Genomic DNA, 21,762 nt, shown 5'->3' with positions numbered 1-21,762 from the left:
CCTCTCCTTTGAACACTTACACATGACGGCAATTGTTTAAACAGCTGAAACACTTTCATTAATTAGCGCATAACAGCAGGTAATAATAACTTATTCTTCATCACATCGAAAATCCCTTTTGGTGTTATACGAATATATGGTAAATGAGTGGATTGTAAAAATAATAACGTGTAAATAGCATCTCCTAATTGATAACCTCGATCTGCTAAAGCTTGTTTTAAAGCATTTTCTTTCTCCGTTAATGCAAGTACGTCTCCATCATATAAAAGTCCACCGATTGTTAATGGGATGTCCGCTATCACTTCTCCTTTTTCGACTAGGACAATTCCACCATTTCTAGCCTTCATTTCTTCGAAAGCTTTGATCATATCTTCTTTGTTTTTTCCAATTAGCAAAATATCGCCTGTGTTTGAATAGGAGGATGCAAAGCCTTGAACATCTGTCGCAAATCCTTTAATCATCGTATTCACATGCCAGTTACCTTCCCGGTTAAGGAGCATTAAATAGCACTCGTCATGATTCGCCAGTTGCCCTTCTCTAGTAATGAAAGAGTTATAAGGCTTTGTAATAACATCATTGACTAACTGAATACCAAAGGGCATTGAAAACTGAAAATCTTGTGAATCTAATGAAAAATCTAAATCTAATGCTGGGATTGCAGAATAATCAACTGATGCAAATTTATGCACACGTTCTCCATCACGCTTCAACCAAACACCCTTCGATAAGACACTTTCAGGAACAGGATGATATTCATCTTGTAAAATATTCAGGGAAGCGAAGCGACCTGTCGCGATAAACCCATGTAAATTAGACATATTATAATAGCGTGCCACATTATAAGAAGCCATTTGATAGGCATCGATTGGAGATACTCCTGCATCTAAGGCTGCCTGAATACATTTATCCATCACACCATCCTCATGGAATGAAGGTGGTGAGCCATCTGTTGTCATCATTAAATGATCAAAAATAGGAAGTTCTTTTTCTACTATTCCTTTTAGCAGATGTGGTAAATCTGGACGAATGGAAGAATAACGTAATGTTACTGCATAGCCCTGCATAATGCGCCGCTCTACTTCCTCCACTGTCATTGCCTCATGGTCCCCATCAGCACCAAGCAGTTTCATGCGTGCTAAAGTTCTTTCTGAAGCTCCTGGGAAATGTCCTTCAATTTTTTTCCCAAGCCCCTTCGCCATTTGCATACGATAAAGCATTTGATCGTCGCCATGCAGCAGCTTAGGCCAGCCTGTCAACTCTCCACCAAGCAAGACATCACTTCGCTCTAGCCATTCCAATATGGACGTATTAGAGAAAACTTCTTCCTCTTGCTCCAGTTCAGTTTGTGAATCAAAGCGAGTCCACCAATAAAAAGAAAACGGTAGCTTTTTCAAGTTATCCAAAATTGAAAACGCTTTCTTATTTTCTAAATTTAAAACAAAACTTAAATTATCGGAAATAAAAGCTGTTGTTCCAAGCTGACCACAAAAATCTGCAAATGACTGTGGATGATAAAGCTGGAACGGATGGACGTGTGGTTCAATATAGCCTGGTACAATTGTTTTCCCTGTACAATCCACCACTTCTGTTCCTTCTAATAAAGGAGGCATTCTGTCACCAGCATAGACAATGCGATCTCCTAAAATCCAAATGTTTCCTACTACAAATTGTTTCAGCATACTATGCAAATAACGTGCATTTTTCAACACGATATCTGGTGCCTTTTTCCCATCGATTACTGCTAATTGCTGTCGTAACTTTGTTATTTTCCATACTGGATCCATGCTATTCGCTCCTTCCTAATTTACGTAATTTTTCATTGTGTAAATCCAACTTGAAATCACATACTACTACTGCATAACCGCATACTTTCATAAAAATTATGCTTTATGCAATCATCTTGTTTCAATCGTAACACAGCACTTTCATAAAGCAAAGTGCACCTCGCTTAATTTTTCCACAATGACTAAAGGAGGAAGTATGATGATGCAGCAAGCAAATTTAAGCGAAAAAAATGCATTTTGTCGTTTTGCAATGGGTACAAGTTTGACAGCATTTGGTATCGCTAAAGTTTCTAGAGATCCTAATTGTACAAAAGGTCGATTAATGATTGCATTAGGTGCCATGAAAATGGCTGAGGGACTCTTTAAATATTGTCCAACAAAGGCGCTCTTAAGCTCCAATATGCAAAATGCCATGAACACCTCTATGCAAAGTATGTTCAGCGGGCAAAATTCTATGTCTTCTGAACAAATCGATAAACTCATGAAGGATTTTTCCTCTGCTATATCTGGTAATTCTTCAGGTTCACAAGCTACCGCTTCAAAACAATCTGACACCAGCACTTCAACTCAAAATTCCTCAAATAGTAGCGATTCTTCAACGAATAAAGCTCAAAATCCTTCTTAGTCAAAGGAGCCGTCCCAATCTATTATTGAGACGGCTCTTACCTCTTACGTTTGAAACAACAAGAGGTTTCAAAAGATGATTAAAAATATTTTAAAATTTAGTGAAAATAACAATTACTTAAATGTACGCCAGCCAATATCTTGACGGAAGAAAAAGTGATCCCATGTTTCTGTAGCAATTCCAGCGTATACCTTTTCCTGTGCTTCCTGCAAAGTAGGAGCTTTGGCAGCAACTAACAGGACACGGCCACCATTACCAACAAATTGGCCATCCACTAATTTTGTACCTGCATGGAATACTGCATGGGATGTGGAAAGTGCCTCTAAATTCGGTAATGCTTTGCCTTTTTCAACGTCACCAGGATAGCCTTCTGCTGCAATGACAACACCAAGCATCGCTTCTTCTGACCATTGTAAATCAAATGGCTGTTCATCCATTAAAGCCATCATAAATGCCCCAAAATCAGAAACCATACGCGGTAACACTACTTGCGTTTCTGGATCACCAAAACGAGCATTAAATTCTATAACCTGAGGACCTTTCTTTGTTAAAATTAACCCAGCATATAAAATACCTGTAAAGGAAGCACCATCAGCATCCATCCCTCTAACAGTAGGTTCTACAATTGTATGATATGCAAGATCAACTACTTCTTGAGAGATTTGTGGTACAGGCGAGTATGCACCCATGCCTCCAGTGTTTGGTCCTTTATCACCGTCATAGGCACGTTTATGGTCTTGTGCAATAACCATTGGATAAATTTGTCCTTTATGTACAAAGGACATAAAGGAGAACTCTTCTCCGTCTAAAAATTCTTCAATGACAACACGTGAAGAGGAATCACCAAAGCGTTGATTGCCAATCATATCCTCGACAGCTTCAATTGCTTCTTCCTCTGTCATGGCCACAACAACACCCTTACCAGCCGCTAAACCATCTGCTTTAATGACAATAGGCGCCCCTTGTTCTTGAATATAAGCGATCGCTTTTTCTGCTTCAGTAAACGTTTCATGTGAGGCTGTAGGAATATTATATTTATTCATCATTTCTTTCGCATAGGATTTGCTACTTTCGATTTGAGCTGCAACCTTTGAAGGGCCAAAAATACGTAAACCTCTAGCTGTAAAGAAATCAACAATGCCTTCAGCAAGTGGCTGTTCTGGGCCAACAAATGTTAACGCAATATCATTTTCCTTGGCAAATTGAGCAAGACCTGCGAAATCCATTGTATCAATAGCTACAACTTCTATTTCGCCTCCCATTCCATCATTGCCTGGCGCTACAAATACTTTGTGAACCGATGGAGAAATGCTAAATTGTTTAGCGATTGCATGCTCACGACCGCCGCTTCCGATTACTAATACATTCATTTTAAAGAATCCTCCTATTTGTAAGTAAGACCGAGATGAACCAGCATCTCGGTCTGTTTTGTTTCTTATATGTTTTATTAATTAGTGTTTAAAATGGCGTACGCCTGTGAATACCATAGCAATTCCATATTCATTTGCTTTATCAATGGAATCTTGATCTTTAATCGAGCCACCTGGTTGAATAATAGCAGTAATTCCTGCCGCTGCTGCTGCTTCAACAGTATCACTCATTGGGAAAAATGCGTCTGATGCTAGTGCAGCACCTTTTGCTTTTTCTCCAGCTTGCTCAAAGGCAATTTTAGCAGCACCTACGCGGTTCATTTGACCTGCACCAACACCAAGTGTCATTTGGGAATCTGTTACAACAATCGCATTCGATTTAACATGTTTGACAACTGACCAACCAAGCTGTAATGCTTCCCATTCCTGTTTTGTTGGTTCACGATCTGTCACTACTTTAATATCTGCATTGCCAAAACCATAGCGATCCGGCTCTTGTACAAGAAGGCCACCTTCAACAGATACTACGTTGAATTGATCTTGTTTTGCTTGCTCAAATGGAATAGTTAGTAAGCGAATATTTTTCTTTTGCGTTAAAATGTCTAACGCTTCTTGTGAGAATGCAGGTGCAATAATGATTTCTAAGAAAATGTGACTTAACTTTTCAGCAGTTGCTGCATCTACTTCCATATTTAACGCGATAATACCACCAAAAATAGATGTTGAATCTGCTTCATAAGCTTTATCGAATGCTGCCTCTAATGTAATACCTGTACCAACGCCACATGGATTCATATGCTTTACTGCTACAGCAGCTGGCATTTCAAATTCTTTGACGATTTGTAGTGCTGCATTACCATCTTGAATATTGTTGTAGGATAACTCTTTCCCATGTAATTGTGTAGCATAGGCCAATGAGAAGTCTGAGCCAAGACGTTTTTGGTAGAAAGCCGCTTTTTGGTGCGGGTTTTCTCCATAGCGTAAATTTTGCTTTAACTCATATGTCATCGTTAAGCTCTCTGGGAACTCTTCTTCTGTCAGGTAGTTCGAAATATAAGAATCATAAGCGGCTGTGTGACGGAAAACTTTCGCAGCTAATCGACGACGTGTTTCAATTGTAGTTGCGCCGTTTGCTTTTAGTTCTTCTAATACTGTTGCATAGTCATTGCTATCCACGATTACTGTTACATATTGATGGTTTTTTGCAGCAGAGCGTAACATTGTTGGGCCACCGATATCAATGTTTTCAATTGCATCATCCCATGTTACATTAGGCTTTGAAATTGTTTCAACAAATGGATATAGATTAACACAAACAATCTCAATTGGCTCAATTCCATGCTCGTTCATTTGTGCTTGATGAGAAGCATCATCAAACTTTCCTAATAGACCACCGTGGATCATTGGATTTAATGTTTTCACACGACCATCTAAAATTTCTGGGAACTTCGTTACTTCATCTACTGCCGTTACAGCCACCGCATTATCCTGTAACATTTTTTTCGTACCGCCAGTTGATAAAATTTCATAACCTAATGCTACTAATTCCTTTGCAAATTCTAAAATACCATCTTTATTGGAAACACTGATTAATGCACGTTTTGTCACAACAATATCCTCCTAATTTTTATCGTGCTTACCACGAACTGACTTGCTTCTATAAGATTAATAGAGTTAGGTCTTACTTGTTGAGTAAGGTTCTCGACCTAACTCCTCTTCAGTTATTGTAATAATTGCCGTAAAGCCTTTGTATATAATAGATGCTCTTGCTTATGAATTTCAGCTTCTGTTGCCTCTCGATTTCCTTCAATGACAGGTACAGCAGCCTGTGCGATAATCGGACCAGTATCCATTCCTTCATCAACAAAATGCACTGTTACCCCTGTAATCTTTACACCATGATTGATTGCCTGACCAATGGCGTCCTTCCCGGGGAATGCTGGCAATAAGGAAGGATGGATATTAACAATTCGTTGCGGAAAGGCTGCTAATAATACGTCACTAATTAAACGCATATACCCTGCAAGCACAATCCATTTCACATCGCATTCATGTAAAGCATCGATAATGGCTGTCTCATAAGCTGCTTTTGATGCAAACTCTTTTGGATTTAATGCTAACACTGGAATCCCCAAATTTTCAGCACGTGTCACTACAAACGCACCGGGCTTATCTGTCACCACTAGTTCAATCTTTGCATGCAGTTCTCCACTTCCGATCGCCTCTTGAATGGCTTGAAAATTACTCCCGCTGCCTGATGCAAACACGGCGATTTTTGTTGGTGCAGTCATTACACTAAACTCCCATCATGTGAGCCATTAAACACTACTCCGTCGCCTTTGATAACACGTCCGATTGGATAAGCCTTTTCACCATTTGCTTCTACTGCTGCCATTACTTTCTCAGCTTCAGCTACTGGCACAGCTATTACAAAACCAATCCCCATGTTAAAGACATTATATAGATCTTTATCTTCTAACTGGCCTTTATCTTTTAGGAATTCAAAGATACGTAATACTGGCCAAGTACCTAAGTCGATTTCCGTTGCTAATCCTTCTGGCATCATACGCGGTAGATTTTCATAGAAACCTCCACCAGTAACATGAGCACAACCATGTACATCTGCTGCCTTTAAAGCTGCTAATACTGGCTTAGCATATAGCTTTGTTGGCACGAGAAGAGCCTCCCCGATCGGTCCTAAATCTTCATAGCCTTCAACAATGGCATCCACCGCATATTGCTGATCTGCAAAAACAATTTTTCGCACTAAAGAATAACCGTTTGAATGTACACCACTTGATGCAATCCCAATAAGCACATCGCCTTCAACGATTTTTTCACCTGTCACAATGGCAGACTTTTCACAAGCACCTACTGCAAACCCTGCTAAATCATATTCGTCTTCTTCATAAAGACCAGGCATTTCCGCAGTTTCGCCACCAATTAGTGCTGCACCAGATTGCACACAGCCATCTGCAACACCTTTAACAATTTGTTCAATTTTTGCAGGCTCTGCTTTTCCAAGCGCTACGTAATCTAAAAAGTACAGTGGCTCTGCTCCTTGAGCAACAATATCATTGACACACATTGCTACACAATCCACACCAATTGTATCGTGCTTATCTACCATGAACGCTAGTTTTAGCTTTGTTCCAACACCATCTGTCCCTGAAATAAGAACAGGTTCTTTAAGATTTAGTTTTGACAAGTCAAACATGCCACCAAAGCCACCGAACGTTCCCATTACACCTAAACGGTTCGTACGTTCAACATGAGACTTCATTCGTTTTACAGCTTCATAACCCGCTTCAATATTTACACCTGCTTGTTCATATGCCTTTGACACGCAGAGTTCCTCCTTATCATCCAAATCGCCTCAGTACCCTAGAAGTCTTTGTATAGCCTTCTACCGATCACCAATCCGTTGCGATGTTTTTCTTAACGTAATAGTTCTTTTTCATGTGGTAAGATGGTATCCGGGAAAATCTCTGTTGGATATTTGCCTGTAAAGCATGCTAAGCATAGCCCACGATTGTCATCTTCATATGGTCGTGCAATTGTCTCTACCATGCCCTCAACAGAAAGGAACGTAAGAGAATCTGCACCGATTGCATCACGAATTTCATCTACTTTATGACTAGAGGCAATCAGCTCTTCATGTGTGGAAGTATCAATGCCATAATAACAAGGATTTGTCATTGGCGGTGAAGAGATCACAACATGAACTTCTGCTGCACCAGCATCTTTTAACATTTTGACAATACGACGTGATGTTGTACCACGCACAATTGAATCGTCCACCATTACTACACGTTTACCCTTTACAACTTGAACAACTGGTGACAGTTTCATTTTTACACCACGTTCACGTAATTCCTGTGTTGGCTGAATAAACGTACGACCAACATAGCGGTTTTTAATAAGACCTAATTCATAAGGGATGCCACTTTCTTCTGCAAAACCAATCGCTGCTGAAATACTTGAATCAGGTACACCCGTTACAACATCAGCCTCAATATGCGCACATTCACGGGCAAGTTGTTTCCCCATACGCTTACGCGCCATATGAACATTAATGCCATCAATATCTGAATCAGGACGAGCTAAATAAACATATTCCATCGCACACATCGAACGCTTTTCCATATCAGCAAAGCGATCCGATTTTACACCCTCATCATTAATAATGATGAGCTCTCCTGGCTCCACAGAACGAACGAATTCTGCACCAATTAAATCAAATGCACAAGTTTCAGAAGCTACCACCCAGCCATCTCCAAGCTTTCCAAGAGATAATGGACGTAAACCATGTGGATCACGTGCAACAAGCATTTCATCCTTTGTCATAATTAAGAAAGAATACGCACCCTTTAATAGAGAAAGGGCATTTTTCACCTTTGCACGGAATGGTGAATGCGAGCTTTTCTTAATAAGATGCGCCAGCACTTCTGTATCAGAGCTAGAATGGAAAATACTTCCTTGTCGTTCTAGATACTGTTTTAAATGTGTCGCATTGACTAAGTTACCGTTATGGGCAATTGAAAGGCTACCAGTTGAGGAGTGGAATAATAGTGGCTGTACGTTTTCAATACCGCCGCCACCAGCAGTCGTGTAACGAACATGAGCAATAGCCGCTTTGCCGTTGACTGCTTTTAATTTATCTTCGTTGAAAACATCATTAACTAGTCCTTCGCCTTTCACCGCGCGAAGATGCTGTCCATCTGAAACGACAATTCCAGCCCCTTCTTGTCCACGGTGTTGAAGAGCATGTAGCCCGTAATAGCTAAGGTGTGCTGGACTTGGGTTACCCCAAATACCAAACACCCCACATTCTTCGTTTAAGCCTCTGAGTTCAGCAAGCATGGGATTGCTCCTTTCCAATTAGAACGGAATTCCTCCACTGTACCTTCTACAAGCACACCTTTGTCCCCGTTGATTTTAACAAGTGCATCATTTGTTACGACACCAATTTGGTGAGCATCTTTGATGATTTCTACAAATGCAGCAGCATTTTCTTCTTTGACAGTTACAACAAAACGAGATTGACTTTCGCTGAATAATACAGTTGTAGCAGATCCTGCTAATGTTACTTCAACACCAAGACCGTTTGCACCGAATGTTGTCTCAGTAATAGCGACTGCAAGACCACCCTCTGCAACGTCATGGGCAGATTGTACAAGACCAGCTTTAATCGCCTTTAATAAAGCTTGCTGACGTACCGCTTCCACTTCTAAATCTATAGCTGGCGCTTTTCCTGAAATAACGCCATTATTTAATAGTTTTTGTAGCTCTGAACCACCGAATTCAGTTTTTGTCTCACCAATGACAAAGACAAGATCTCCTGCAGCTTTTACATCCTGTGTAGTTACATGAGCTAAATCTTCGATAAGACCAACCATACCAATTGTTGGTGTTGGATAAACAGCTTCACCTGAACGCTCATTATAAAGAGAAACGTTACCACCGATTACTGGTGCATTTAATGCCGTACAAGCAGCAGAAATACCATCAGCAGATTTTTCAATTTGCCAGAAGATTTCTGGTTTCTCTGGATTACCAAAGTTTAAGCAGTCTGTAATCGCAAGTGGCGTACCACCCGTTGCCACGATATTACGTGCTGCTTCAGCTACTGCGATAGCTCCACCCACTTCTGGATCTAAATAGATATAGCGAGAGTTACAGTCCGTTGTCATCGCTAAACCTTTATTTGTCCCACGTACACGAATAACAGCAGCGTCAGACCCAGGCTTCACAACTGTCGATGTACGTACTTGATAATCGTATTGATCGTATACCCACTCTTTAGAAGCTATTGTTGGAGCTTGTAATAAAGCATTTAAAGTTTCTTTATAATCCGTCACAACTGGTTCTGCGTTCTCGATTGCTTGGAACTCAGCATAGTATGCAGGTTCAGCAGATGGTTTATGATAAACAGGAGCATCTTCTGCTAACGCATCAGCAGGTACTTCTGCCACTACTTGTCCTTTGTGTAAAAGGCGAAGCATTTTATCATCCGTTACTCGACCGATTGCTACAGCATCTAAATCATATTTATCAAAAATCGCTTTAATTTCATCTTCACGACCTTTTTTCACCACTAATAACATACGTTCTTGAGACTCAGATAACATCATTTCGTACGCTGTCATACCTGTCTCACGTTGAGGCACTAAGTCTAAATTCATTTCTACACCAGAGCCTGCTTTTGAAGCCATTTCTGCTGATGAAGAAGTAAGACCAGCTGCACCCATATCTTGAATACCAACTAGAGCATCAGATTTTACAACTTCTAAACATGCTTCTAGTAAAAGTTTCTCCATGAATGGGTCCCCTACTTGTACTGCTGGACGTTGGTTATCTGATTCCTCTGTTAATTCCTCAGAGGCAAATGTTGCACCATGAATTCCGTCACGACCTGTTTTCGCACCGACATACATAACTGTATTGCCGACACCCGCAGCAATACCACGTTGAATATCTTGATGGTCAATTAAACCGACACACATTGCATTAACAAGTGGATTACCTTCATAGCAAGGGTCAAATTGAATCTCGCCACCAACGGTCGGAATTCCGATGCAGTTACCATAACCTGCGATACCCGCAACAACTTCTTCAAAAAGATATTTACCACGTGCTGATTTTAATTCACCAAAACGTAATGAATTTAGCATGGCAATTGGACGTGCACCCATGGAGAAAACGTCACGGATAATACCGCCAACACCTGTTGCAGCTCCTTGATAAGGTTCGATTGCAGATGGATGGTTATGTGATTCCATTTTAAATACTACTGCCTGTTCATCACCAATATCGACAATACCCGCACCTTCACCTGGACCTTGTAATACTTGTGGCCCTTTTGTCGGGAACTTACGTAGTACTGGCTTTGAATTTTTGTAAGAGCAGTGCTCAGACCACATTACTGAGAAAAGACCTGTCTCTGTCCAGTTAGGTAGACGTCCTAAAATACCTTCTACCATTGCAAATTCTTCGTCTGACATCCCCATACCAGCGTATAGCTTTTCATCCTTAATTTGCTGTGCTGTTGGCTCAAACTTAGTTGTTGACATGATTTTCCCTCCACTGCTTCACAATTGATTTGAATACTGCTAGACCGTCTGCGCCGCCCACCAATGCATCAACAGCTCGCTCTGGGTGTGGCATCATCCCTAATACATTGCCGCGCTCGTTTATAATCCCTGCGATATCTTCTAAAGAACCGTTTGGATTGTCACCTGAGTATGTGAATACGATTTGATTATTATCTTTTAGTGATTGTAAAGTTTCCTCGTCACAGTAGTAATTACCTTCACCATGTGCGATTGGAATATTGATGATTTGACCTTGCTCATATTGATTTGTGAATAATGTATTGTTGTTTTCCACTTTTAGCTGTACTGTACGGCACATAAATTTTAAGTTTTTATTGCGTAGTAAAGCCCCTGGTAATAAACCAGCTTCCGTCAGAATTTGGAAGCCATTACATACACCTAATACAGGTTTACCAGCATCTGCTGCTTTCTTAACCTCTGCCATAATGTTAGATTGATTAGCCATTGCACCACAACGAAGGTAGTCCCCATAGGAGAATCCTCCAGGTACTAATACGCCATCAAAGCCACTTAGATCTGTTGCTGTATGCCATACATATTCTACTTCTTCACCTAGCTCGTCTTTAATCGCATGATACATATCGATGTCACAGTTTGACCCAGGGAATACGAGTACTGCGAATTTCATGATTAGTTAGCCTCCTCGACTTCAAAACGGTAGTCTTCAATTACAACGTTCGTTAAAACCTTTTCACACATTTCTTTTACTAGAGTATCAATGTCACGTTCTGAGTCTTTAAGAGTTAGCTCAAGATATTTACCGATACGTAAATTTTCTACCTCACCGTAGCCCATTTTAGCTAAAGAACCTTGTACTGCAGAGCCTTGTGGATCAAGAATGCTCTCACGTAATGTTACATAGATTTTTACTTTTTTCATTGTTATTTGCCTCCGAGTCTAGAAAGTATAATAGTATAAACTTCAGTTAAATTACCAAGGTCTCGACGAAAAACATCTTTGTCTAACTTTTGCTTTGTAGTTGCATCCCAAAGTCTGCATGTGTCTGGTGAAATTTCATCTGCCAATAATACATTGCCATCCATATCACGGCCAAACTCTAATTTAAAATCAATTAATGTTACATTGATATCTGCAAAGATTGGCTGTAGAACTTTGTTAACAGCTAGTGCTCCATCATAAATGGCTGTTACTTCAGTAGGTGTCGCAAGATCCAGAACGTCAATATGTTCTGTCGTAATGAGTGGGTCGCCTAACGCATCGTCTTTATAGTAAAATTCTACGATTGGTCGTTTTAAGGCTGTTCCCTCTTCAAGACCAAGACGTTTTGCTAAACTTCCTGCGGCAATATTACGAACAACAACTTCAATCGGAATAATTTCTACTTTTTTTACAAGTTGTTGTGTATCTGATAATTGTTTTACGAAATGTGACGCAATTCCGTTTGCTTGTAATTTTTCGAAAATTAATGAAGTAATGCGATTATTTAAAATGCCCTTGCCGTCAATTTCTTCTTTTTTTTCGCCATTGAATGCTGTTGCACTATCCTTGTACTCAACTAGTAGCACATTTGGCTCCTCTGTTGTGAACAATTTTTTTGCTTTACCTTCATACAAAAGTTGACCTTTAGTCATGTCGTTTTTCCCCCTGATATTATGAGATACGCTTGTTATGAATGATCAGAATTGAACCGTGTCTCCACGATTCAACTCTGAAACATTTACTGGTGGCTCTAACATTTACTTTTAGATGGCTAAATAAATATTAGTTAAGTCCTAGTCGTTCAAAAATCATATCAACATGCTGTAAGTGGTAGTTATAATCAAAGCACTCATCCAGCTCTTCTTTTGTTAAATAAGATGTGATTTTTTCACTTGCATCGACCAATGTACGGAACTGAACTTGCTCGTCCCATGCCTGCATTGCTAAAGGTTGTACTGTATCATAAGCTTCCTCACGTACTAATCCCTTATCGATTAATGCTAATAAGATGCGTTGAGAATAAATAAGACCATATGTGCGTTCCATGTTACGTTTCATGTTCTCAGGGAATACTGTTAAGTTTTTCACAATATTACCGAAGCGATTAAGCATATAGTTAAGAGTAATTGTTGCATCCGGTAAAATAACGCGCTCTGCAGATGAATGAGAAATATCACGTTCATGCCATAAAGCTACATTTTCATAAGCTGTCACCATGTATCCACGCATTAAACGAGACATCCCAACCATGTTTTCAGAACCGATTGGATTACGTTTATGTGGCATTGCGGATGAGCCCTTTTGCCCTTTTGCAAAAGCTTCTTCTACTTCACGCGTTTCAGATTTCTGTAAGCCGCGAATTTCTGTTGCGAATTTTTCAATTGATGTAGCAACTAAAGCTAATGCACCTAAATACTGCGCATGGCGATCACGCTGTAAAGTTTGTGTTGAAATCGGTGATGCAGCAAGACCTAGTTGATCACAAACATATTGCTCAACACGAGGATCGATATTGGCATATGTTCCAACAGCTCCAGACATTTTTCCTGTTTCAATTACTTTGGCTGCTGCTTCAAAACGTTCAAGGTTACGCTTCATTTCCTCATACCATAAACCAAGTTTTAAACCAAAAGTTGTTGGTTCTGCATGAACACCATGTGTACGTCCCATCATCACCGTATGTTTATGCTCTTTTGCCTTAGCCGCAATAATATCAATGAAATTCACGATGTCCTTGCGCAAAATATCATTTGCTTGTTTGATTAAATAAGAAAGTGCTGTGTCTACTACGTCTGTAGAAGTTAAACCATAATGTACCCATTTACGCTCTTCCCCAAGTGTTTCCGAAACGGCACGCGTAAAGGCTACAACATCATGACGTGTTTCTTGTTCAATTTCTAAAATGCGATTCACATCAAATGAAGCATTTTCACGAATTTTAGCAACATCCTCTTTTGGAATATCGCCTATCTCTGCCCAAGCCTCACATGCTAAAATTTCAACCTCTAGCCAAGCTTGGTACTTATTTTGTTCTGTCCAAATTGCGCCCATTTCGGGTCTTGTGTAACGTTCAATCATCGCGTTTCTCCTTCTATTCTGACCAAATGCCAGAACTCTCGATTTGTTGTAGTGTTTCCTCTAAGCTTTTTGTCATAATCGTTACATGGCCCATTTTACGGTTTACCTTAGCTTCAGCTTTCCCATAAAGATGGATGGACCATTCAGGATATTTAGCAATTGAGTTACTGAGTGGCACGACATGCTGCCCTAATACATTGACCATAATGGATGGCGCCCAAAGTTCTGGCTTACGTAATGGCCAACCACAAACAGCACGAATATGCTGATGGAATTGTGAAACATTACACGCTTCTATTGAATAATGACCAGAATTATGAGGTCTTGGTGCTAATTCATTAATAACAATGCTACCATCTTCTAACACAAACATTTCTACTGCTAGCGTTCCTACTAAATGTAAGTAATCTGCAATTTTTAAAGCTTCTCGTTCCGCAGCTTGAGCTGTGCTTTCAGATATGCGAGCAGGCACAATTGTTTCATGCAGAATATGATGAACATGAATGTTCTCTCCAACTGGCTGACAATACGATTCACCATGACCATTTCTTTGAACAATGACCGATACTTCCTTTAGGAAAGGGACAAAACCTTCTGCAATACATTGAGAATGTGTGAATAGTTCTTTCGCTAAAGGTAAATCTTCAGTTGACTTTAAAAGCTGCTGTCCCTTGCCATCATAACCACCTCTTGCTGTTTTGACTATACAAGGATAACCAATCGAATCAATATTGGCTACTAATTCTTCATAAGTTTTTGCAACAATATATGGTGCTACTGGGCAACTAGCCTTCACAATAGCGTCTTTCTCTGTTATACGGTTTTGTGTAATACGTACCAACTCTGCTCCTTGAGGAACATAAGCCATTTGTGATAAGCGCTTTAAGCCTTCATAATCAATATTTTCAAATTCATAAGTGATAACATCACTTACTTCTGCAAGTTCTTCTAAAGCAGCTTCATCATCATATGGAGCTACAATACGAATATCAGCTACCTGCCCACACGGCGAGTCCATTGCAGGTTCAAGAACAGCCACTTTAAAACCTGACTCCTTTGCAGCAAGCGCCATCATTCGACCAAGTTGTCCTCCGCCTATAATACCTATCGTTTGTCCAGGATAAATAATCTTCGTCACACTAAGTCACCTGTGCTTTCTAATACTTGCTGCTTCGTTGCTTCACGTCTAGCATCTAATTTATTAGCAAGTACAGCATCTGTTGTTGACAAAATTTGAGCTGCTAGTAATCCTGCGTTTGTTGCTCCCGCTTTGCCAATCGCTACAGTTGCTACAGGTACACCACCAGGCATTTGAACGATAGATAATAATGAATCGAGTCCGTTAAGTGCACGTGATTGAACTGGTACACCAATGACAGGTAATGTTGTTTTAGCTGCTACCATTCCAGGTAAATGTGCAGCTCCACCTGCCCCAGCGATAATTACTTGTAGTCCTCGCTCACGAGCTGTCTCTGCATAGTCAAACATTAAATCAGGTGTACGATGTGCAGATACAACCTTTTTTTCATACGGTACTTGTAATTCATCTAAAATATCACATGCATGTTTCATTGTTTCCCAGTCACTTGAACTACCCATAATGACACCGATTTTCGGATTCATAAATTGTCGCTCCTTTTAAACGATAGAAAAATGATCAATTATTGTGCAAGCCTCTATTATTAATAGCTACTGCAATTTTTATCTATTTACAAAGAAAATCCCCAAATAAACTACTCTCTACTATTACACGTGAAAGCAGTTTACTTGAGGACTTAGTAAGACAAGAATATCTCCATGTACATAACTGCACAAGGATCTTCTCGTAATATGCCAAAAGTGCTTTCCCGCATAGTCCAGCATTTACGGTGCCGGGTAGAGACACTAGAGCCAATCCTCTAGCATATATGGGGGATTTATTTGTTTTTCCTTATCACATTTTAACAAGGGATTGCCTTATCGTCAATGCAAAAATGCGAACGTTTTTTATAAGTGTAAAAAAAACGTTCGGTTTTTGGTCAAATTTATTCAGTATCTTGAGTAGGTATAGCTTTAAATTGAATTTTTTGACGCAAAAAGGCTGGTTCACCATCTACTATATGAAAAAGCGGCTCTTCTTTTCGCCCTATGGCCATGAAACCATCCTGCTGCATTCTTGCTAAACAATCCTCGATCGACTCATTTTCTTGTACCTCATACCAAATTTGCTTTTTCCCCAACTTTTTCTTCCTTTCCACTTCACATTTTACATATTTACTACTTGTATTACATTATACCTTTTGTTGCTTAAAGAAGTATGTAAGAACATATAATGAGGTTCTTTCAATAGAAAAAACTGCAGATTCATATCCGCAGTTTTAATTAAGGTTCATTAAATCCATAAAAAGCTTTAAAATAGATACCTAAAAATAATAATAGTAGGAATGAATGAAGGACAACAAGAACCATGCGATAGCCTTTAATGCCTAAGAGAGCACTAACAATGCCTAAACCACCTAAAATAAAGGGCATAAACATATTGACTTGATAGAGAAATGTAAAAAAGCCTCCATACCATTTCGTTGAATCATAACCAAACAGAAAGAATATAAGTAGTAGACTCAAGATCGAAATAGCCGTAAAAAGGTTACGCCTCATTTTGATTCCTCCTGTGAATCAAGATCAATCAATATGTACATAATTTATTATAGCATTTTATGAATATTTCATAAAACAAAAAAAAGCCATGGAATATATCCATGACTTTTTAAATTGCCTAGCGACGTCCTACTCTCACAGGGGGAAGCCCCCAACTACCATCGGCGCTAAAGAGCTTAACTTCCGTGTTCGGTATGGGAACGGGTGTGACCTCTTTGCCATCATCACTAGACTATGGTCGGCTTTCAATATACATCGCATTTCTTCGTCAGCTTCTGTCGTTCAGTCAGTCACGTACTTGAGTACGCTCCTTCCCTCTCTCCATTGCTTCCTCGAACTACTCGTATCTTGAAACCCTTTATAAAAGAAATTGTTCTTTCAAAACTGGATAAACGGTTCATTGAATGGTTCAAACATTTTTGGTTAAGTCCTCGATCGATTAGTATTCGTCAGCTCCATGTGTCACCACACTTCCACCTCGAACCTATCTACCTCATCGTCTTTGAGGGATCTTACTTACTTGCGTAATGGGAAATCTCATCTTGAGGGGGGCTTCATGCTTAGATGCTTTCAGCACTTATCCCGTCCACACATAGCTACCCAGCGATGCCTTTGGCAAGACAACTGGTACACCAGCGGTGTGTCCATCCCGGTCCTCTCGTACTAAGGACAGCTCCTCTCAAATTTCCTACGCCCACGACGGATAGGGACCGAACTGTCTCACGACGTTCTGAACCCAGCTCGCGTACCGCTTTAATGGGCGAACAGCCCAACCCTTGGGACCGACTACAGCCCCAGGATGCGATGAGCCGACATCGAGGTGCCAAACCTCCCCGTCGATGTGGACTCTTGGGGGAGATAAGCCTGTTATCCCCGGGGTAGCTTTTATCCGTTGAGCGATGGCCCTTCCATGCGGAACCACCGGATCACTAAGCCCGTCTTTCGACCCTGCTCGACTTGTAGGTCTCGCAGTCAAGCTCCCTTGTGCCTTTACACTCTACGAATGATTTCCAACCATTCTGAGGGAACCTTTGGGCGCCTCCGTTACCTTTTAGGAGGCGACCGCCCCAGTCAAACTGTCCGCCTGACACTGTCTCCTGCCCCGCTAAGGGGCATGGGTTAGAATTTCAATACAACCAGGGTAGTATCCCACCGACGCCTCCTTCGAAGCTGGCGCTCCGAGATCTCTGGCTCCTACCTATCCTGTACAAGTTGTACCAAAATTCAATATCAGGCTACAGTAAAGCTCCACGGGGTCTTTCCGTCCTGTCGCGGGTAACCTGCATCTTCACAGGTACTATAATTTCACCGAGTCTCTCGTTGAGACAGTGCCCAGATCGTTACGCCTTTCGTGCGGGTCGGAACTTACCCGACAAGGAATTTCGCTACCTTAGGACCGTTATAGTTACGGCCGCCGTTTACTGGGGCTTCAATTCGCAGCTTCGCTTGCGCTAACCACTCCTCTTAACCTTCCAGCACCGGGCAGGCGTCAGCCCCTATACGTCACCTTACGGTTTTGCAGAGACCTGTGTTTTTGCTAAACAGTCGCCTGGGCCTATTCACTGCGGCTCTCATGCGCTTGCACGCTCAAGAGCACCCCTTCTCCCGAAGTTACGGGGTCATTTTGCCGAGTTCCTTAACGAGAGTTCTCTCGCACACCTTAGGATTCTCTCCTCGACTACCTGTGTCGGTTTGCGGTACGGGCACCTCTCACCTCGATAGAGGCTTTTCTTGGCAGTGTGAAATCAGGAACTTCGTCCATACGGACTCGCCATCACAGCTCAACGTTACAGTGTGCGGATTTGCCTACACACACGCCTTACTGCTTGGACGCGCATAACCAACAGCGCGCTTACCCTATCCTACTGCGTCCCCCCATTTCTCAAACGGTGAGGAGGTGGTACAGGAATATCAACCTGTTGTCCATCGCCTACGCCTATCGGCCTCGGCTTAGGTCCCGACTAACCCTGAGCGGACGAGCCTTCCTCAGGAAACCTTAGTCATACGGTGGACGGGATTCTCACCCGTCTTTCGCTACTCATACCGGCATTCTCACTTCTAAGCGCTCCACCAGTCCTTCCGGTCTGACTTCAACGCACTTAGAACGCTCTCCTACCACTGACATCGTAGATGTCAATCCACAGCTTCGGTGAATCGTTTAGCCCCGATACATTTTCGGCGCAGCGTCACTCGACCAGTGAGCTATTACGCACTCTTTAAATGATGGCTGCTTCTAAGCCAACATCCTGGTTGTCTGTGCAACGCCACATCCTTTTCCACTTAACGATTACTTTGGGACCTTAGCTGGTGGTCTGGGCTGTTTCCCTTTTGACTACGGATCTTATCACTCGCAGTCTGACTCCCGTGTATAAATATCTGGCATTCGGAGTTTGTCTGAATTCGGTAAACCGGGATGGCCCCCTAGTCCAAACAGTGCTCTACCTCCAGTATTCTCATCACGAGGCTAGCCCTAAAGCTATTTCGGAGAGAACCAGCTATCTCCAAGTTCGATTGGAATTTCTCCGCTACCCACACCTCATCCCCGCACTTTTCAACGTGCGTGGGTTCGGGCCTCCAGTAAGTGTTACCTTACCTTCACCCTGGACATGGGTAGATCACCTGGTTTCGGGTCTACGACCACGTACTATTTCGCCCTATTCAGACTCGCTTTCGCTGCGGCTCCGCCTTCTAAAGCTTAACCTCGCACGTAATCGTAACTCGCCGGTTCATTCTACAAAAGGCACGCTATCACCCATTAACGGGCTCTAACTACTTGTAGGCACACGGTTTCAGGATCTCTTTCACTCCCCTTCCGGGGTGCTTTTCACCTTTCCCTCACGGTACTGGTTCACTATCGGTCACTAGGTAGTATTTAGCCTTGGGAGATGGTCCTCCCGGATTCCGACGGAATTTCACGTGTTCCGCCGTACTCAGGATCCACTCAGGAGAGAACGAACTTTCGACTACAGGGCTTTTACCTGCTCTGGCGGACCTTTCCAAGTCGCTTCATCTAACTCGCTCTTTTGTAACTCCGTATTGAGTGTCCTACAACCCCAAGAGGCAAGCCTCTTGGTTTGGGCTCTTCCCGTTTCGCTCGCCGCTACTCAGGGAATCGATTTTTCTTTCTCTTCCTCCAGGTACTTAGATGTTTCAGTTCCCTGGGTCTGCCTTCAAGACGCTATGTATTCACGTCAAGATACTACGCGATTAAACGTAGTGGGTTCCCCCATTCGGAAATCTCCGGATCAAAGCTCACTTACAGCTCCCCGAAGCATATCGGTGTTAGTGCCGTCCTTCTTCGGCTCCTAGTGCCAAGGCATTCGCCGTGCGCCCTTAATAACTTAACCTAACGGCTTTCAATACACATCACATTTCGTTGTCAGCTTCACTCGTTCAATCAGTCACGTACTCAAGTACGCTCCTTCATTCACTCGATTGCTTCCTAGAACTGCTCGTGTCTTGAAACCTTTTAATGTTATTAAGCCTATAAAAAAACTTAAAAAATAAATGTGTTTGTTACAATTTCAATGTCGTTTTATCCAGTTTTCAAAGAACAAGTTTTGAAGATTTTCATTCAGAAGAATGAACCTTCAAAACTGAACGCAAAACGTAATCTTACAAACCCTAGGTTTGTATTCCGAAATAATCCTTAGAAAGGAGGTGATCCAGCCGCACCTTCCGATACGGCTACCTTGTTACGACTTCACCCCAATCATCTATCCCACCTTCGGCGGCTGGCTCCAAAAGGTTACCTCACCGACTTCGGGTGTTACAAACTCTCGTGGTGTGACGGGCGGTGTGTACAAGGCCCGGGAACGTATTCACCGCGGCATGCTGATCCGCGATTACTAGCGATTCCGGCTTCATGTAGGCGAGTTGCAGCCTACAATCCGAACTGAGAACGACTTTATCGGATTAGCTCCCTCTCGCGAGTTGGCAACCGTTTGTATCGTCCATTGTAGCACGTGTGTAGCCCAGGTCATAAGGGGCATGATGATTTGACGTCATCCCCACCTTCCTCCGGTTTGTCACCGGCAGTCACCTTAGAGTGCCCAACTAAATGATGGCAACTAAGATCAAGGGTTGCGCTCGTTGCGGGACTTAACCCAACATCTCACGACACGAGCTGACGACAACCATGCACCACCTGTCACCGTTGCCCCCGAAGGGGAAACTATATCTCTACAGTGGTCAACGGGATGTCAAGACCTGGTAAGGTTCTTCGCGTTGCTTCGAATTAAACCACATGCTCCACCGCTTGTGCGGGCCCCCGTCAATTCCTTTGAGTTTCAGTCTTGCGACCGTACTCCCCAGGCGGAGTGCTTAATGCGTTAGCTGCAGCACTAAGGGGCGGAAACCCCCTAACACTTAGCACTCATCGTTTACGGCGTGGACTACCAGGGTATCTAATCCTGTTTGCTCCCCACGCTTTCGCGCCTCAGTGTCAGTTACAGACCAGATAGTCGCCTTCGCCACTGGTGTTCCTCCAAATCTCTACGCATTTCACCGCTACACTTGGAATTCCACTATCCTCTTCTGCACTCAAGTCTCCCAGTTTCCAATGACCCTCCACGGTTGAGCCGTGGGCTTTCACATCAGACTTAAGAAACCACCTGCGCGCGCTTTACGCCCAATAATTCCGGACAACGCTTGCCACCTACGTATTACCGCGGCTGCTGGCACGTAGTTAGCCGTGGCTTTCTAATAAGGTACCGTCAAGGTACAGCCAGTTACTACTGTACTTGTTCTTCCCTTACAACAGAGTTTTACGAACCGAAATCCTTCTTCACTCACGCGGCGTTGCTCCATCAGGCTTTCGCCCATTGTGGAAGATTCCCTACTGCTGCCTCCCGTAGGAGTCTGGGCCGTGTCTCAGTCCCAGTGTGGCCGATCACCCTCTCAGGTCGGCTACGCATCGTCGCCTTGGTGAGCCGTTACCTCACCAACTAGCTAATGCGCCGCGGGCCCATCCTATAGCGACAGCCGAAACCGTCTTTCAGTGTTTCACCATGAGGTGAAACAGATTATTCGGTATTAGCCCCGGTTTCCCGGAGTTATCCCAAACTATAAGGTAGGTTGCCCACGTGTTACTCACCCGTCCGCCGCTAACGTCGAAGGAGCAAGCTCCTTCTCTGTTCGCTCGACTTGCATGTATTAGGCACGCCGCCAGCGTTCGTCCTGAGCCAGGATCAAACTCTCCATAAAAGAAATTT

At 42.3% G+C, this 21,762-nt stretch carries 16 protein-coding genes, 3 rRNA genes and 1 riboswitch; of the genes, 1 reads left to right on the top strand and 18 read right to left on the bottom strand.

The genetic code is table 11. The features are described 5' to 3' along the window. Window positions 1-62 precede the first annotated feature (62 nt). Window positions 63-1,784 carry an adenine deaminase C-terminal domain-containing protein gene (locus MHI34_RS10415; RefSeq protein ID WP_036123472.1) on the bottom strand — a complete coding sequence of 574 codons (1,722 nt, stop codon included), beginning with the start codon at window positions 1,782-1,784 and terminating at the stop codon, window positions 63-65. A 196-nt stretch (window positions 1,785-1,980) separates the two neighbouring features. Here MHI34_RS10415 and MHI34_RS10410 point away from each other — a divergent pair, with 196 nt between their 5' ends. Then, a complete protein-coding gene (locus MHI34_RS10410) occupies window positions 1,981-2,409 on the top strand; it encodes a YgaP-like transmembrane domain (RefSeq protein ID WP_249663929.1) in 429 nt (142 codons plus the stop codon). Window positions 2,410-2,522: 113 nt separating this feature from the next. On the opposite strand, the gene purD is transcribed toward MHI34_RS10410, so the two are convergent. The 17 genes from purD to MHI34_RS10325 form a co-directional block, all read right to left on the bottom strand. Next, window positions 2,523-3,779, bottom strand: a complete 1,257-nt coding sequence (gene purD / locus MHI34_RS10405; RefSeq protein WP_036123475.1) for a phosphoribosylamine--glycine ligase — start codon at window positions 3,777-3,779, stop codon at window positions 2,523-2,525. Between the two features lie 81 nt (window positions 3,780-3,860). Further along, window positions 3,861-5,387 (bottom strand): bifunctional phosphoribosylaminoimidazolecarboxamide formyltransferase/IMP cyclohydrolase, encoded by a 1,527-nt coding sequence (gene purH / locus MHI34_RS10400; protein WP_342504406.1) that lies wholly within the window; start codon window positions 5,385-5,387, stop codon window positions 3,861-3,863. 113 nt (window positions 5,388-5,500) lie between these two features. Further along, window positions 5,501-6,070 (bottom strand): phosphoribosylglycinamide formyltransferase, encoded by a 570-nt coding sequence (purN, locus tag MHI34_RS10395; protein WP_036123479.1) that lies wholly within the window; start codon window positions 6,068-6,070, stop codon window positions 5,501-5,503. After that, complete coding sequence (gene purM / locus MHI34_RS10390; RefSeq protein WP_342504405.1) at window positions 6,070-7,125, bottom strand: phosphoribosylformylglycinamidine cyclo-ligase; 1,056 nt, start codon at window positions 7,123-7,125, stop codon at window positions 6,070-6,072. The genes purN and purM overlap by 1 nt, the downstream gene beginning before the upstream one ends. A gap of 92 nt (window positions 7,126-7,217) precedes the next feature. Next, complete coding sequence (gene purF, locus MHI34_RS10385; RefSeq protein WP_058844201.1) at window positions 7,218-8,642, bottom strand: amidophosphoribosyltransferase; 1,425 nt, start codon at window positions 8,640-8,642, stop codon at window positions 7,218-7,220. Further along, a complete protein-coding gene (purL, locus tag MHI34_RS10380) occupies window positions 8,618-10,852 on the bottom strand; it encodes a phosphoribosylformylglycinamidine synthase subunit PurL (RefSeq protein WP_342504404.1) in 2,235 nt (744 codons plus the stop codon). Before purL ends, purF begins: the two co-directional genes overlap by 25 nt. Further along, on the bottom strand, window positions 10,839-11,522 hold the full coding sequence (gene purQ / locus MHI34_RS10375; protein ID WP_054611985.1) for a phosphoribosylformylglycinamidine synthase subunit PurQ: 684 nt from the start codon (window positions 11,520-11,522) through the stop codon (window positions 10,839-10,841). The genes purL and purQ overlap by 14 nt, the downstream gene beginning before the upstream one ends. 2 nt (window positions 11,523-11,524) lie before the next feature. Then, window positions 11,525-11,773, bottom strand: coding sequence for a phosphoribosylformylglycinamidine synthase subunit PurS (gene purS, locus MHI34_RS10370; RefSeq protein ID WP_342504403.1), 249 nt, complete (start codon window positions 11,771-11,773; stop codon window positions 11,525-11,527). A gap of 2 nt (window positions 11,774-11,775) precedes the next feature. Beyond that, entirely contained in the window at window positions 11,776-12,486 is a 711-nt protein-coding gene (gene purC / locus MHI34_RS10365; protein ID WP_089934996.1) for a phosphoribosylaminoimidazolesuccinocarboxamide synthase, read from the bottom strand. A gap of 130 nt (window positions 12,487-12,616) precedes the next feature. Beyond that, window positions 12,617-13,912 carry an adenylosuccinate lyase gene (purB, locus tag MHI34_RS10360; protein ID WP_089934994.1) on the bottom strand — a complete coding sequence of 432 codons (1,296 nt, stop codon included), beginning with the start codon at window positions 13,910-13,912 and terminating at the stop codon, window positions 12,617-12,619. Between the two features lie 13 nt (window positions 13,913-13,925). Beyond that, window positions 13,926-15,050, bottom strand: coding sequence for a 5-(carboxyamino)imidazole ribonucleotide synthase (gene purK / locus MHI34_RS10355; RefSeq protein WP_036124076.1), 1,125 nt, complete (start codon window positions 15,048-15,050; stop codon window positions 13,926-13,928). Then, a complete protein-coding gene (purE, locus tag MHI34_RS10350) occupies window positions 15,047-15,535 on the bottom strand; it encodes a 5-(carboxyamino)imidazole ribonucleotide mutase (RefSeq protein WP_089934991.1) in 489 nt (162 codons plus the stop codon). The genes purK and purE overlap by 4 nt, the downstream gene beginning before the upstream one ends. 209 nt (window positions 15,536-15,744) lie before the next feature. Then, a riboswitch (purine riboswitch) is annotated at window positions 15,745-15,843 on the bottom strand. Between the two features lie 93 nt (window positions 15,844-15,936). Next, a complete protein-coding gene (locus MHI34_RS10345) occupies window positions 15,937-16,131 on the bottom strand; it encodes an NETI motif-containing protein (RefSeq protein ID WP_089934989.1) in 195 nt (64 codons plus the stop codon). A gap of 142 nt (window positions 16,132-16,273) precedes the next feature. After that, a complete protein-coding gene (locus MHI34_RS10340) occupies window positions 16,274-16,549 on the bottom strand; it encodes a hypothetical protein (protein ID WP_036124085.1) in 276 nt (91 codons plus the stop codon). A 116-nt stretch (window positions 16,550-16,665) separates the two neighbouring features. Next, window positions 16,666-16,781, bottom strand: a 5S ribosomal RNA gene (rrf, locus tag MHI34_RS10335). A 187-nt stretch (window positions 16,782-16,968) separates the two neighbouring features. Further along, a 23S ribosomal RNA gene (locus MHI34_RS10330) occupies window positions 16,969-19,896 on the bottom strand. A gap of 306 nt (window positions 19,897-20,202) precedes the next feature. Further along, a 16S ribosomal RNA gene (locus MHI34_RS10325) occupies window positions 20,203-21,754 on the bottom strand. The 16S, 23S and 5S rRNA genes sit together here, the layout of an rRNA operon. Window positions 21,755-21,762: the final 8 nt, after the last annotated feature.

The organism is Lysinibacillus sp. FSL L8-0126 (assembly GCF_038630385.1).
Classification (GTDB): domain Bacteria; phylum Bacillota; class Bacilli; order Bacillales_A; family Planococcaceae; genus Lysinibacillus; species Lysinibacillus fusiformis_D.
The sequence above is the reverse complement of the archived record's forward strand: the minus strand, read 5'-3'. Positions and strand labels throughout refer to the sequence as shown.